General features: G+C 67.1%; 11 protein-coding genes. 5 read left to right on the top strand and 6 right to left on the bottom strand.

All coding sequences use genetic code 11. The features are described from left to right. Positions 1-197 precede the first annotated feature (197 nt). On the top strand, positions 198-1,148 hold the full coding sequence (locus DK368_RS07925; RefSeq protein WP_162305927.1) for a DUF3667 domain-containing protein: 951 nt from the start codon (positions 198-200) through the stop codon (positions 1,146-1,148). Between the two features lie 176 nt (positions 1,149-1,324). Here the strand turns inward: DK368_RS07925 and DK368_RS07920 are convergent, their stop codons facing one another. Continuing rightward, positions 1,325-2,137: an EamA family transporter gene (locus DK368_RS07920; protein ID WP_240002392.1), complete on the bottom strand. Its 813-nt coding sequence runs from the start codon at positions 2,135-2,137 to the stop codon at positions 1,325-1,327. 519 nt (positions 2,138-2,656) lie between these two features. Here DK368_RS07920 and DK368_RS07915 point away from each other — a divergent pair. Beyond that, positions 2,657-3,742: a retropepsin-like aspartic protease gene (locus DK368_RS07915; protein WP_114393380.1), complete on the top strand. Its 1,086-nt coding sequence runs from the start codon at positions 2,657-2,659 to the stop codon at positions 3,740-3,742. Between the two features lie 21 nt (positions 3,743-3,763). Here DK368_RS07915 and DK368_RS07910 read toward each other — a convergent pair whose 3' ends face one another. Next, positions 3,764-5,296, bottom strand: coding sequence for a YifB family Mg chelatase-like AAA ATPase (locus DK368_RS07910; RefSeq protein WP_114393379.1), 1,533 nt, complete (start codon positions 5,294-5,296; stop codon positions 3,764-3,766). Between the two features lie 249 nt (positions 5,297-5,545). Here DK368_RS07910 and DK368_RS07905 point away from each other — a divergent pair, with 249 nt between their 5' ends. Together DK368_RS07905 and DK368_RS07900 are read left to right on the top strand one after the other, a co-directional pair. Further along, positions 5,546-6,004, top strand: coding sequence for a (2Fe-2S)-binding protein (locus DK368_RS07905; protein WP_114393378.1), 459 nt, complete (start codon positions 5,546-5,548; stop codon positions 6,002-6,004). 3 nt (positions 6,005-6,007) lie between these two features. Then, a complete protein-coding gene (locus tag DK368_RS07900; RefSeq protein ID WP_114393377.1) occupies positions 6,008-8,251 on the top strand; it encodes a xanthine dehydrogenase family protein molybdopterin-binding subunit in 2,244 nt (747 codons plus the stop codon). 160 nt (positions 8,252-8,411) lie between these two features. Here the strand turns inward: DK368_RS07900 and deoC are convergent, their stop codons facing one another. Continuing rightward, positions 8,412-9,203 carry a deoxyribose-phosphate aldolase gene (gene deoC, locus DK368_RS07895; protein ID WP_114393376.1) on the bottom strand — a complete coding sequence of 264 codons (792 nt, stop codon included), beginning with the start codon at positions 9,201-9,203 and terminating at the stop codon, positions 8,412-8,414. 2 nt (positions 9,204-9,205) lie between these two features. After that, a complete protein-coding gene (gene cdd, locus DK368_RS07890) occupies positions 9,206-9,619 on the bottom strand; it encodes a cytidine deaminase (RefSeq protein WP_114393375.1) in 414 nt (137 codons plus the stop codon). A 209-nt stretch (positions 9,620-9,828) separates the two neighbouring features. Between cdd and DK368_RS07885 the strand changes: the two genes are divergently transcribed. Continuing rightward, positions 9,829-10,992, top strand: a complete 1,164-nt coding sequence (locus DK368_RS07885) for an iron-containing alcohol dehydrogenase (protein ID WP_114393374.1) — start codon at positions 9,829-9,831, stop codon at positions 10,990-10,992. 72 nt (positions 10,993-11,064) lie between these two features. Here the strand turns inward: DK368_RS07885 and DK368_RS07880 are convergent, their stop codons facing one another. Continuing rightward, on the bottom strand, positions 11,065-11,748 hold the full coding sequence (locus DK368_RS07880) for a response regulator (RefSeq protein WP_240002391.1): 684 nt from the start codon (positions 11,746-11,748) through the stop codon (positions 11,065-11,067). A 115-nt stretch (positions 11,749-11,863) separates the two neighbouring features. Next, entirely contained in the window at positions 11,864-13,582 is a 1,719-nt protein-coding gene (locus DK368_RS07875) for an MFS transporter (protein WP_114393372.1), read from the bottom strand. Positions 13,583-13,697: the final 115 nt, after the last annotated feature.

Genomic DNA, 13,697 nt, shown 5'->3' with positions numbered 1-13,697 from the left:
TGAGCACGGAAATCGAAGCCGCCGGGGCTCTGGCCACGGCTGGTCTGGCGGCGGCCGCCATTGACGGGGACAATCACGACGGGAAAGGTAGCGGCCATGCCCATGGGCACTGTGCCAATTGCGGCACGGCGCTGGCCGGGACCTTCTGCCATGCCTGCGGACAGCCGGCCCATCTGCACCGGTCGGTGCTGCATGTGGTGGAAGAGTTCTTCCACGGCATTCTACATTTCGACAGCAAAGCCTGGCGCACCCTGCCCCAGCTGGCCTTCCGCCCCGGCACGCTGACCCATAATTACATCCACGGCCATCGCGTTCGCTACGTCTCGCCGCTGGCCCTGTTCCTGTTCACCGTTTTTCTGATGTTCTTCGTCTTTGCCCGGCTGGGCAGCGATGTCCATCTGGGCTTGCCGACGGACATCCAGGCCGATGCCCGCGCCGGCCTGACGGCGGAACTGGACGATGCCCGCGCCGATCTGACCGACGCCGAAGCCGATCTGGCGGAGGCCGTAGCCGAAGGCGGCAATGTGGAACGGGCGACCGAACGGCGCGATGCCGCCCGCAGCAAGGTGGAACAGGCCGAGGAGGCTGTCCGCGGCTTCGATACGGCATTGCGGACCATGGGTGTTGCCACCCCGGCCGAGCAGACCAAGCCGCCGAAAGACATCGGCACCGAGGTCCGCGATCAGCTCAAAAAAGAACTGAAAATCGACATCGGAAACCCCACACTGGAAGAAAAAATCAAGAAAAAACTCGAAAATCCCGATCTTCTTATCTACAAACTTCAGAATACAGCGTACAAGTTCAGCTGGATGCTGATCCCGATATCCCTGCCCTTCATCTGTATTTTATTCGCCGGCAGGCGGGATGTATACATGTATGATCACGTAATATTTTCTCTATATTCCCTGTCTTTCATGTCGCTTCTTTTCATTCTCTACTCACTGATGCTGGTGGGTGGAAAGACATTGAGCGGCCTCAGCGGCTATCTGCTGTGCGCCATCCCGGTCCACATGTATTTCCATCTCAAAGGCACCTATGGCCTGGGCCGGGCAGGTGCTTTATGGCGCACAGCCGCGCTCCTGGTCATCGCCAGCGTGGCCCTGGTGCTGTTCGTCCTGTTCATCCTGTCCATGGGATTCACGGGGTAAGATCGGGTCCCGATGGGGTTGGCTTGGCCGGGACAGGGACGGCAGCGGCAGCCGCCCCCTCGGCTTTGGCCCCATCGTCCTTGCCCACAGGCGATCAGCAGGGTTCCGAAAGGGGCGCGTCGATGCCGGGTTCTGAGCAACGCCCTCAAGTGGTCGTCAGGTGAAGTGTGTCACGCCTAACGGAGCAGGATCGCTCCAGACGCGATGATGCAAGCACCGATGAACCGGACTCGGCCGACTTTCTCCTGGAGCAGGACAGCGGAAATGGCTGTGCCAAACAGGATCGAGGTCTCGCGAAGGGCCGCGACGACCGCAACCGGAGCAACGGTCATCGCCCACAATGCCAAGCCGTAAGAGCTGATCGTACCAATGCCGCCGATCACCCCCCGCCTCCAGTTGCGACCGGTATAGGCGCCGAAAGCTGCCCGTTGCGTCACGACCGTCCACGTCACGAGCGCCACGCCCGTCAGGAGGAAAATCCATAAGGTGTAGGCGGCCGGCGAACCGGACTGGCGCACACCGATCCCGTCGATCAGCGTATAGCCGGCGATGACGACGGCGTTTGCCAAGGCGAGGAGGATCCCTGCCTTGTTCGTGTCGCGCCGGATCGCTCCAACCATGCTCAAGATGCCCGCACAGATGATACCGATCGCGAGCCAGACGTGCGCCGACAGTGATTCGCCTATCCACACCATGCTGGCCACCGCAACAAGCAGCGGAGCGGTCCCGCGCATCAACGGATAGGTGAGGCTCATATCGGCCAATGCGTAGGTATGCGCGACAAGTACGAAGTAGCCGACCTGCAATGTGGTGGACATTGCAATGAACGGCCAGCTTTCCCGCGCGGGGGAGGGAAGGAAAGGAAGGCCGATGATCGCCAGCAGGGCAGCCGATGTGGTTACAAGCACCGTCGTCAGCAGGGTGTCGTCCCCCCCTTTCACCACAGCATTCCAGCTTGCATGAAGCACTGCGGCCAGCACGACCATCATGAATACGGGAAACGCCATAGATGCCCCTTAAGAGTTCGCATCGGGAGTGAAAGGACGCCGACGCAGATCGCAGGCACGGACCGCCGATACGCCAACCCGCCCCGTTGTCGTGGGCTGGCGGCCCGCGACCCGATCCGTCCTTCCGCCTGATAAAGCTGAGTAGCCCGCTGATGTGGCCCATGCACCCTCCACGTGATGCTGGCAGGTATCGCCGATGCGGGCCGCCCCCGCCGGAGCAGGCCTCCATCACCGTGCCCGAAGCTGGTGACAGGTCGGTCAGCAAAGGCGGGATCCCGCACGGGACGGAGACCATTCCCCTGGATCGGACGGATGCCTGTCCGACAACCGAGTCTCGGCATCGATCAGCGACGGGGCTGCGCCCGCCTCCCATCCGAAGCGCGGCGGGACAAAGGGGCTCGGGATCCGCGGGTCGGGGAATTTTCATATTCGGATGTTTGACCGTCCCGCCGCCCGGTGGCATGAAGGCGACGTTAGGACAACTGCCGCGATAGAGGCATCATGGCGTCACGCCCCCATCCCTCCGTGCCCCGCTCCGTGCTGCGGACAGTCTTCGCCGGCCTTGCCCTGACCGCCACCGGGCTGCTGCCCATGGCCGGCACAGCCCGGGCCGAATGCCAGCTGAAGGAACTCTACCAGTTCCCGCTGACCATGCAGGCCAACCGGCCGCTGGTCGATGTCACCGTCAACGGAACGCCGCTGAAAGCCCTGCTGGACACCGGGGCTTCCGCCACCCTGGTCATCCGCAGCCATGCCGAACGCCTGGGCCTGCCGCTGGTCGAGAAGGCCGGCCACAAGGTCACCGCCATCGGCGGCTACAGCAAGGTCTACACCGCAGAGATCGCTAAATTCAGCCTGGGCGGCCTGCAGGCCAAGGATTTCAAGATCGGCGTCACCGGTGAACGCGACACCAAGGATTTCCAGCTGATCCTGGGCCAGTCGCTGCTGGCCATGTACGATCTGGAACTGGATCTGGCCAACAATGTTGCCCGTTTCATCAAGGCGGAGGGCTGCGAGGGGCAACCACTGGCTTATTGGGCCGTCGGCAAGCCGGTGAGCGAAGTCCGCCTGAAGGAACTTGAGGATCGCGCCGGCAAGCGGCGGACGAGACCGCAGATCCTGTTCGATATCGAGATCAACGGCCGCTGGATGGAAGCGAAGCTGGACACCGGCGCCTTCACGTCGGTCATGACCCGGGATGCCGCCGCCCAGATCGGGATCACGCCGGACAGCCCCGGCGTGGAACTCCAAGGCAAATCAGGGGGCCTCGGCCGGGCCACCATCGATAACTGGCTGACCACCGTCGAGAGCGTCAGCATCGGCGGCGAAACCATCAAGAACCCCAAGTTGCGCATCGCCGACCTGTTCCACGGTACCAAACGCCGCAATACCTTCGACCTGCTGCTGGGAGCCGACTGGGTGCGGGCACACCGCATCTACATCGCCTACGGCCAGGGGAAGATGTATTTCACCCACAATGGCACCAGCCCGGTGTTCCAGACCGTTGGTCCGATCACGGTCCCGGACCAGGACGAGCCGGACGACAAGGATGAGGATGGCAAAGGCGCGGACGGCAAGGCAGGCTGAAGCGGTTCCGGCCGGCGCCTCTCAACGCCCCGGCGCGATGCGGCGATAGCCCAGGGCCTCGGCCACATGGATGCGGCGGACGCGGTCCGACCCGTCCATGTCGGCCAGGGTCCGCGCCACGCGCAGCACCCGGTGATAACCGCGGGCGGACAGTTTCAGCCGCTCCGCCGCCTCGGTCAGCAGGGCGCGCCCCTGCGGCTCCGGTGCAGCCACCTGCTCCAGCAACTCCCCATCGGCCTCGGCATTGGTGCGGATGGGCGGAAGGCCGGATTGGACCAGACCGGCATAGCGGGCGCGCTGGCGCTCCCGCACGGTGGCAACGCGCGCCGCCACGTCGGCCGTCCCCTCCCGCGGCGGTGGCAATGACAGGTCCGACGCCGCCACGGCCGGCACATCCACATGCAGATCGATGCGGTCGAACAGGGGGCCGCTGATCTTGCTCTGATACTCCGCGGCGCATTTCGGCGCCCGGTTGCAGGCCAGGGCCGCATCGTCCAGGTGGCCGCAGCGGCACGGATTCATGGCCGCCACCAGTTGGAAGCGGGCGGGATAGCTGACATGGGCATTGGCGCGGCTGACGCTGGCGCGCCCGGTTTCCAGCGGCTGGCGCAGCGCCTCCAGCGTGCCGCGGGGGAATTCCGGCAGTTCGTCCAGGAACAGTACACCATGGTGGGCCAGACTGATCTCCCCCGGCCGGGCGCGCACGCCGCCGCCGACCATGGCCGCCAGGGTGGCACTGTGATGCACCTCGCGGTAGGGGCGCCTGCGGATCAGCCGGCCGCCCTCAAGATTGCCGGCCACGGAATGGATCATCGACACTTCCAGCGCCTCTGCCGGGTCCAGCGGCGGCAGCAGACCGGGCAGGCGTGAGGCCAGCATGGACTTGCCTGATCCCGGTGGCCCCAGCATCAGCAGGTTGTGTCCACCACAGGCCGCCACCTCCAGCGCCCGCTTGGCCGTCTCCTGCCCCTTCACATCACGCAGGTCCTTGCTTCGGCCGGGATCATCCAGGGATTCCAGCCGCGGTTCCGGCCGCGACAGCACTTGCGTGCCTTTGAAATGGTTGACGATGGACAACAGGCTGGGCGCGGCCAGGATCTCCAGATCGCCGGCCCAGGCCGCCTCGCCGCCACAGACCGCCGGGCAGATCAGCCCTTTGTCGTTGGCAGCGGCGTTGATGGCCGCCGGCAGCACGCCGGCCACGGGGGCGATGGACCCGTCCAGCCCCAGTTCGCCCAGGGCATAGAACCGCGCCAGGTCCTCCCCCGGCAGCACACCCATCATCACCAGCAGAGCCAGGGCGATGGGCAGATCGAAATGCGACCCTTCCTTCAGCACATCGGCCGGGGCCAGATTGACGGTCAGCCGCTGCGGCGGCAGGGCCAGCCCCAGGGCGTGCAAGGCGGCGCGCACCCGTTCGCGGCTCTCACCCACGGCCTTGTCCGGCAGACCGACGACGGTGAAGGTGATCTGGCCGTTGCTCATCTGCACCTGGCAGTCGATGTCGAGCACGCCGATGCCCTGGAATGCCACCGTCGCCACCCGTGCCGCCACGATCCCTCCCGCCCCACCCTTGAAACGTGCATTCAATACACTATACTCAACCTCAATGCCGGGCAATGCCGCGCAGGCCGCGTTCCTTGCCGGCGCAAGAATCTGGAAGACGGAGGCTGGCACCCTCCGACATCCTTCAGCTTCACTGCCGCCCTGCCCCCATCCGGGGGCGGAACCAAGAGCAGACGAGAGACAAGGTGCTCCTCCCACGATGCGGGGGACACAAGACAGATCGGGTGGGAGAGACGAATGATCCGGCTGACCATCAACGGGCAGGAACGGGAGGTCGACGTGCCTGCCGACATGCCCCTGCTCTGGGTGTTGCGGGACGAGCTGAACCTGACTGGCACCAAGTTCGGTTGCGGCATCGCCGCCTGTGGTGCCTGCACCGTGCATGTGGACGGGGTCCCCACCCGGTCCTGCCAGTTGCCGGCCGAGGCCGCCGCCGGCATGCACGTCACCACCATCGAGGGCATCCAGGGCAAGGCCGCCGCCGCCGTGCAGAAGGCGTGGCAGGATCTGGACGTGGTCCAGTGCGGCTATTGCCAGTCCGGCCAGATCATGTCGGCCGTGGCCCTGCTGACCGAGAACCAGGACCCCGACGATGCGGCCATCGAGGCGGCCATGGATGGCAATGTCTGCCGCTGCGCCACCTATGTGCGGATCAAGGCGGCGGTGAAACACGCCGCCAAGACGATGAGGGCCTGAGCCATGCACCTGCCCATGCTGTTGAGACAGGCCGCCGCCACCACGGTGGAGCCGCCGAGCCGCCGTCAGTTCCTGAAAGGCGCCGCCGGTGCCGGTGGCGCCCTGGTGCTGGCCGCCGCCCTGCCGGTCCCCGCCAGGGCCGCCGAGGGCGCTGCGGCCCGGATCATGGGGCCGGCCGACCCGCGCCCGCTGGCCTTCGTCCGCATCGCCCCCGACAATACGGTGACGGTGCTGGTCAAGCATCTGGACAAGGGCCAGGGCATCATGACCGGCCTGACCACCATCGTGGCCGAGGAGCTGGATGCCGACTGGGGCCAGATGCGTGGCGAATTCGCCCCCGCCGACAGCGCGCTGTACGCCAACCACGCCTTCGGCATCCAGGGGACCGGCGGCTCCACCGCCGTGACCAACAGCTGGGACGAGCTGCGCATGGCCGGTGCCGCCGCCCGCGCCATGCTGGTGGCCGCCGCCGCCGCCCAGTGGGGCGTGCCGGCCGCGGAGATCACCGTGGCCAAGGGTGTGGTCAGCCACGCCAGATCCGGCAAGTCCGCCCCCTTCGGTGCCCTGGCCGAGGCCGCATCACGCCAGCCGGTGCCGGCCAAGGTGACACTGAAGGACCCGGCCACCTTCACCCTGATCGGCAATCCTTCGCTGCACCGGCTGGACCATGTGTCCAAGACCAACGGCACCGCCATCTTCGCCCTGGATATCCGCCGACCCGGCCAGCTGACGGCCGTGGTGGCCCGACCACCGCGGTTCGGCGGCACGGTGGCCGGTGTCGACGACAAGGCGGCCCGTGCCGTGCCCGGCGTGGTGGACATCCTCCAGATCCCCACCGGCGTCGCCGTCCTGGCCCGGAACAGCTGGGCGGCCATGAAGGGCCGCGAGGCCCTGGCGGTGACCTGGGACGAGTCCAAGGCGGAAAAGCGCGGCACGGAACAGATGCTGGCGGACTACCGGGCGCTTGCCCGCAAGCCCGGTGCCAAGGCCGCCCGCAAGGGCGATACGGCCAAGGCCTTCGCCGGCGTGGCCAAGGTCCTGGAGGCGGAATACAGCTTCCCCTTCCTGGCCCATGCCCCGATGGAGCCGCTGAACGCCACGGTGGAGCTGACCGCCGACGGCGGCGCCGAATTCTGGGCCGGATCGCAGTTCCAAGGCATCGAACAGCCGACGGTGGCCGCCATCCTGGGCTGCAAGCCGGAGCAGGTGAGGATCAACACGGTCTGGGCCGGCGGCAGCTTCGGCCGCCGTGCCACGCCCACCGCCGACTACATGGCCGAGGCCGCCCATATCGCCAAGGCCTACGCGGCCAAGAGTGGCAAGGCGCCGATCCATGTGGTGTGGACGCGCGAAGACGACATCAAGGGCGGCATGTACCGCCCGCTGTTCGTCCACCGCTTCAAGGCCGGGCTGGACAAGGGCGGGAATCTGGTGGCCTGGGAACAGACCATCGTCGGCCAGTCCTTCATGGCCGGCACGCCGTTCGAGGCCGTGATGGTCAAGGACGGGGTCGACGCCACGGCCGTGGAAGGGGCGTCGGACATGGCCTATGCCGTGCCGAATCTGGCCGTGGACCTGCATGTGGTGAAATCGCCGGTGACCACGCTGTGGTGGCGCTCGGTCGGGCACACCCATACCGCTTATGCCAAGGAGGCCTTCCTGGACGAACTGGCCGCCGCGGCCGGCAAGGACCCGGTACAGTTCCGTCTGGCCCTGCTGACGGGGCATCCGCGCCTGCAGGGCGCGCTGAGGCTGGCGGCGGACAAGGCCGGCTGGGACAAGCCGCTGCCGCCGGGCGCCAAGGGGGAGACCCGTGCCCGCGGCGTGGCCGTGCATGAGAGCTTCGGCAGCTTCGTCGCCCATGTGGCGGAAGTGACGGTCAGGGCCGATGGCCGCATCAAGGTCGACCGTGTGGTCTGCGCTGTCGATTGCGGCGTGGCCGTCAACCCGGATGTCATCAAGGCCCAGATCGAGGGGGGCACCGGCTGGGGCATCGGCCATGCCCTGCGCAACGCCATCACCCTGACCGACGGCTTGGTCGATCAGGCGAATTTCGATGGGTACGAGCCCATGCGCATGTCGGACATGCCGGCGGTGGAGGTCCATATCGTGCCGTCCAGCGAACGCCCCACCGGGGTGGGTGAACCGGGCGTCCCCACGGCGGCCCCGGCCGTGGCCAATGCCGTGCTGAAGGCCACCGGCAAACCGCTGCGCGACCTGCCCTTCAGCAAGGCCGGCATCGTCTAGACCCACCATGCCAATGCGACACGATCCCGGATGCCGGCGCAGGCGGGCATCCGGGATCGTGAAGCACAGCGCATCGATCTTGCTGCCCCGGGGTGCTCCGCCTGCGCGGAGGATGATGCGGGAAGGTGCGGCCGGCAGGCGGAGGACGGGCTTTGCGCGGTCAGTAGCCGCTGTTGGCCTGTGCGGCCGCGGCCGACTGGCCCAGGGCGCCCAGCAGCGCATCCAGCAGACCGGAAGCACCGAAACGGAAGGTGGCGGGCGATGCCCATCCGGCGCCGCAGATCTCGTCCGCCACAGCCAGATAGGCGGTGGCATCGGCAAGGCTGCGCACGCCGCCGGAGGCCTTGAAGCCCACCGGGCGTTCAGCATCGCGGCAGGCCTCCAGCATGAGGCGCGCAGCCCCCAGGGTGGCGCCGACCGGCACCTTGCCGGTGGAGGTCTTCAGGAAATCGGCCCCGCCGGCCACGGCGATGCGGGCCGCCTTGTCGATCAGCGCCGGCTTGGCCAATGATCCCGTCTCCAGGATCACCTTCATGGTGGTGTCGCCACAGGCCACGCGGCAGGCCTGCAGATGCTCCAGTGCCCGCTGGCCACTGCCCTGGATGATGTCGGCATAGTTCATGACCACGTCGATCTCATCGGCACCCGCCGCCAGGGCACGGGTGATCTGGTCGGCCACGCGGTCGGCCGGGAAGCTGCCGCCGGGGAAGTTCACCACGGTGGCCACCTTGACCCCGGTCCCGGCCAGGGCCTGCTTGGCCTGGGTCACGAAGGACGGCCACAGGCAGACGGCGGCCACGGACCCGGCCGGCGTCACCGCCCGGCGGCACAGCGCCGCCGCCGTCTCGGCATCGTCGCCATCATTGAGACTGGTCAGATCCAGCAGCGGCAGGGCGCGGCGGGCGACCTCCGCGTCGGAACCGGGCGCGGCGGAAACAGGAGGAACACTCATCATCAAAATCCCAGATTGTCGGGGCCGAAGCTGAAGGGAAGCAACTGGTCCAGGGTAAAGCTGCGCAGATAACCGCCGGCATCATAGATATGGATCGGCGTGTCGGGCGCGCCGAACTCACGGATGCGTTGGCGGCAGCCGCCGCAGGGCGTGCAGAGCAGGCCCGATCCGGCCTCGCCGCCCACCACCACGATCTCGACGATGCGGCGGTCGCCCGAGGCCACCATCAGGCCCATGGCCGTGGATTCTGCGCACTGGCCCTGAGGATAGGCGGCATTTTCCACATTGCAGCCGGCATAGATGGCGCCGCTTTCCGAGCGGATGGCCGCCCCCACCTTGAAGCGGGAATAGGGGGCATGGGCGCGGTCGCGGGCAGCGAGCGCAGCGGTGAACAGGTCGGGCACGGGGCTGGTCATCACAGGGTCCGTCGCACGGAATCAGGGGGTCGGACCGCGCAGCATAGGGCGACACGGCACGCCCCGCCAGTGCCAGCAGGACGCGGGGCTCCCCCCACGGCGGCATTGCACCGATCGCCCCGACACGGAACAATCAGGCCAACGACAACAAGGGGGCAGCCGCAGGGCCGCGGACAATCGCCGGCCGCCCCGACATAGGAGGAACACCCATGATCGCCACCGTCCTGACCCCGCGTCACCTGGAGATCGGCGGCGGGGCCGTCGGCCGCCTGCCCGAGATCGTGCAGCGGCTGGGCATCACCAGGCCGCTGGTGGTGACCGATCCCTGGATGCACGACAGCGGCACGGCGGAGCGCGTGCTGGCGCCGCTGCGGGCCGCCGGAATGCCGGTGGAGCTGTTCGCTGATACCGTTCCAGACCCGACCACCGATGTGGTGGAAGCCGGCACGGCCCGGCTGCGCGCGGGCGGCCATGACGGGCTGGTGGCACTGGGTGGCGGGTCCCCCATCGATACGGCCAAGGCCATGGCCATCCTGGCGGCCAATGGCGGGGCATTGCGCGACTACAAGGTGCCCAACCCCATTCCCAGGGCAGGCGTGCCGCTGGTGGCCATTCCCACCACCGCCGGCACGGGATCGGAGGTCACCCGCTTCACCGTGGTCACCGATACGGCGACCGACGAGAAGATGCTGATCGCCGGGCCGGTGCTGGTGCCGACGGCCGCCATCATCGATTACGAACTGACGCTGACCTGCCCGCTGCGGCTGACCGCCGACACTGGCATCGATGCCCTGACCCACGCCATCGAGGCCTATGTCAGCCGCAGGGCCAATCCCTATTCCGACAGCATGGCGCTGTCCGCCATGCGCCTGATCGCTCCGCATATCCGCCGGGCCTGTGCCGATCCACAGGACCGGCCGGCGCGGGAGGCCATGATGCTGGGGGCCACGCTGGCCGGGATGGCCTTCTCCAACGCCTCGGTCGCCCTGGTCCATGGCATGAGCCGGCCCATCGGCGCCTTCTTCCATGTGCCGCACGGCCTGTCCAACGCCATGCTGCTGCCCGCCGTCACCGCCTTCAGCCTGCCCGCCGCCGAGGGGCGTTATGCCGATTGTGCCCGCGCCCTGGGGGCGGCGGCACCGGACATGGCGGACGGACCGGCCGGGCTGGCGCTGCTGGACGCGCTGCACCAGCTGAATGCTGACCTGGCGGTGCCCAGCCCCAGGCGCTACGGCATCGATGAGGGGCGCTGGTCCGGCCTGCTGACCACCATGGCGGAACAGGCCATCGCCTCCGGCAGCCCCGGCAACAATCCGCGCGTGCCGACGGCGGAAGAGATCGTGGCCCTGTACCGGGACGCCTGGGCCGCCTGACGCGCCCGGCACCACACCGGCCGCCGGTGAGACCTGTCCCGGTCACGGGTCCCCGGTCACGGACGGCCGGTATCAGCCCTCGGCCTGCGGCGCCAGGGCCAGCCGGCTGGCGACCAGGGCGGCCTGGGTACGGCTGTGCACACCCAGCCGGCGCAGGATCACAGTGACATGGGCTTTCACCGTGGTTTCGACCACGCCCATCTCATAGGCGATCTGCTTGTTCAGCTTGCCCTCGGCGATGCCGGCCAGCACCCGCAGCTGTTGCGGTGTCAGGCCGGCGACACGGGTTGCCAGATCGGCCTCGTCGGCTTGGGGGGGGGATTCAGCGGCCGGAACCCAGATGGCACCATCCAGAACCGCGCGGATGGCCTCTCCGATCTGGGTGATGGGGGCGGATTTCGGCACGAAACCGGACGCACCGTAATCCATGGCCCGCTGGATGGTGGTGCCATCCTCCTGCGCGGATACGACGATGACAGGCGTGGCCGGATATTCGCTGCGCAGCAGCACCAGCCCGATCAGGCCGTTCATGCCCGGCATGTGCAGGTCCAGCAGCACAGTGTCGAAACCGGCCCCGTGGGACAGGGCCTGTTCCACCTCCTCGAAACGGGCGGCCTCAACGATCTCCGCGCCGGGCAGAGCCTGCCCGACGGCCTGATGCAGGGCCGCCCGCATCAGCGGATGGTCGTCGGCGACCAGGATGCGGAACGCCATCGCGGAACTCTCACCGATCATGAAGTCGCAGCAGGACCGCATGATGCCGCTCCCATCGGCCTTGGCAAGCCCGGCGTGATCCCGGCCGGTGCGGGAAAGAAAAAGGCGGGCGGGTTCGACCCGCCCGCCAAGGGGGAACAGGGCGGTTCCAGCCGCCTCAATCGTGCTGGTAGATGTCCACGTCCTTGGTATCACGCACGAACAGCATGCCGATGACGAAGGTCGCGGCGGCGATCACGATCGGGTACCAGAGGCCGGAATAGATGTCGCCGGTGGCCGCCACGATGGCGAAGCTGGTGGTGGGCAGGAAGCCGCCGAACCAGCCATTGCCGATGTGATAGGGCAGCGACATCGAGGTGTAGCGGATGCGGGTGGGGAACATCTCCACCAGCATGGCGGCGATGGGGGCATAGACCATGGTCACATAGATGACCAGGACGACCAGCAGCGCCAGCACACCGATGTGGTTGATCTGACTGGGGTCGGCCTTGGCGGGATAGCCGGCGGTCTTCAGCGCGTCGCCCAGGCTCGTCTCGAAGGCGGCACCGGCAGCCTTGGGGTCGGCCGCGGGAGCATGGCCCGGACCATGGCTGAGATTGACCTCGGTCTTGGTGGCAATGCCGGAAGCGTCATAGGACGGGATGACCGTCTGGCCGACGCGGATCTCGGCCACGCTGCCGGCCGGCGCCGCCTGGTTGCTGTAGGGCACACCGCGCTTCACCAGGGCCGCCTTGGCGATGTCGCAGCTGGTGGTGAACTTCGAGGTGCCGACCGGGTTGAACTGGACCGAGCAGTTTTCGGGATCGGCGACCACGACCACGGGCGCACTGGCGATGGCCTGTTCCAGGGCCGGATTGGCGAAGTGGGTGATCCCCTTGAACAGCGGGAAGTAAGTGATCACCGCCAGGGCCAGGCCGGCCATGATGATCGGCTTGCGGCCGATGCGGTCGGACAGGCTGCCGAAGATGATGAAGAAGGGCGTACCGATCAGCAGGGCACCGGCGATCAGCAGGTTTGCCGTCTGCGCATCGACCTTCAGCGTCTGTGTCAGGAAGAACAGGGCGTAGAACTGGCCGGTATACCAGACCACCGCCTGACCGGCGACCAGACCGAACAGAGCCAGGAGCACGACCTTCAGGTTCGACCATTGGCCGAAGCTCTCGGTCAGCGGCGCCTTGGAGTGCTTGCCCTCCTCCTTCATCTTCACGAAGGCGGGGCTTTCATTCAGCATCAGCCGGATCCAGACGCTGATGCCCAGCAACAGGATCGAGACCAGGAAGGGGATGCGCCAACCCCAGTCGTTGAAGGCCTCTGCCGACATCGACAGGCGGCAGCCCATGATGATCAGCAGCGACAGGAACAGGCCCAACGTCGCCGTGGTCTGGATCCAGGCCGTGTAATTGCCACGGCGGCCATGGGGGGCGTGCTCGGCCACATAGGTGGCGGCACCGCCATACTCGCCACCCAGCGCCAGGCCCTGCAGCAGACGCAGCACGATCAGGATGATCGGGGCGGCGATGCCGATGGCGGCGTAATTGGGAAGGATGCCCACGATGAAGGTGGACAGGCCCATGATGAGGATGGTGACGAGGAAGGTGTATTTGCGGCCGATCATGTCACCCAGACGGCCGAACACCAGAGCACCGAAGGGACGCACGGCGAAACCGGCGGCGAAGGCCATCAGCGCGAAGATGAAGGCCGCCGTCGGGTTGACGCCCGAGAAGAACTGGGCGGCAATGACCGCGGACAGCGATCCGTAGAGATAGAAATCATACCACTCGAACACCGTCCCCAAGGATGAGGCGAAGATAACCCGCTTCTCTTCGCGGGTCATCGGTGCCGGCTCGGCATTGGCCGTCATGGAAATATTGGACATTGACCCTCCCAGTCCAGGCAGTTCTTGCCAGAGGGGCAGTATCGGCCCTTTCCGGGCCTATGGTCCGGCGCTGCGGACACTGCACCATGACGGCAGGGTCGGTCAGGACTGTCCA

Origin of the sequence: Oleisolibacter albus (assembly GCF_003336875.1) — a bacterium.
Taxonomy (GTDB): Bacteria; Pseudomonadota; Alphaproteobacteria; order Azospirillales; family Azospirillaceae; genus Niveispirillum; species Niveispirillum album.
The sequence above is the reverse complement of the archived record's forward strand: the minus strand, read 5'-3'. Positions and strand labels throughout refer to the sequence as shown.

What these genes read in the sequence shown, in the direction of transcription:
- DK368_RS07885 (WP_114393374.1), top strand. Translation starts at nt 9,829, where the DNA reads ATGATCGCCACCGTCCTGACCCCGCGTCACCTGGAGATCGGCGGCGGG.
- DK368_RS07900 (WP_114393377.1), top strand. Translation starts at nt 6,008, where the DNA reads ATGCACCTGCCCATGCTGTTGAGACAGGCCGCCGCCACCACGGTGGAG.
- DK368_RS07875 (WP_114393372.1), bottom strand. Translation starts at nt 13,582, where the DNA reads ATGTCCAATATTTCCATGACGGCCAATGCCGAGCCGGCACCGATGACC.
- DK368_RS07920 (WP_240002392.1), bottom strand. Translation starts at nt 2,137, where the DNA reads ATGATGGTCGTGCTGGCCGCAGTGCTTCATGCAAGCTGGAATGCTGTG.
- DK368_RS07905 (WP_114393378.1), top strand. Translation starts at nt 5,546, where the DNA reads ATGATCCGGCTGACCATCAACGGGCAGGAACGGGAGGTCGACGTGCCT.
- DK368_RS07880 (WP_240002391.1), bottom strand. Translation starts at nt 11,748, where the DNA reads ATGCGGTCCTGCTGCGACTTCATGATCGGTGAGAGTTCCGCGATGGCG.
- DK368_RS07915 (WP_114393380.1), top strand. Translation starts at nt 2,657, where the DNA reads ATGGCGTCACGCCCCCATCCCTCCGTGCCCCGCTCCGTGCTGCGGACA.
- deoC (WP_114393376.1), bottom strand. Translation starts at nt 9,203, where the DNA reads ATGAGTGTTCCTCCTGTTTCCGCCGCGCCCGGTTCCGACGCGGAGGTC.
- cdd (WP_114393375.1), bottom strand. Translation starts at nt 9,619, where the DNA reads ATGACCAGCCCCGTGCCCGACCTGTTCACCGCTGCGCTCGCTGCCCGC.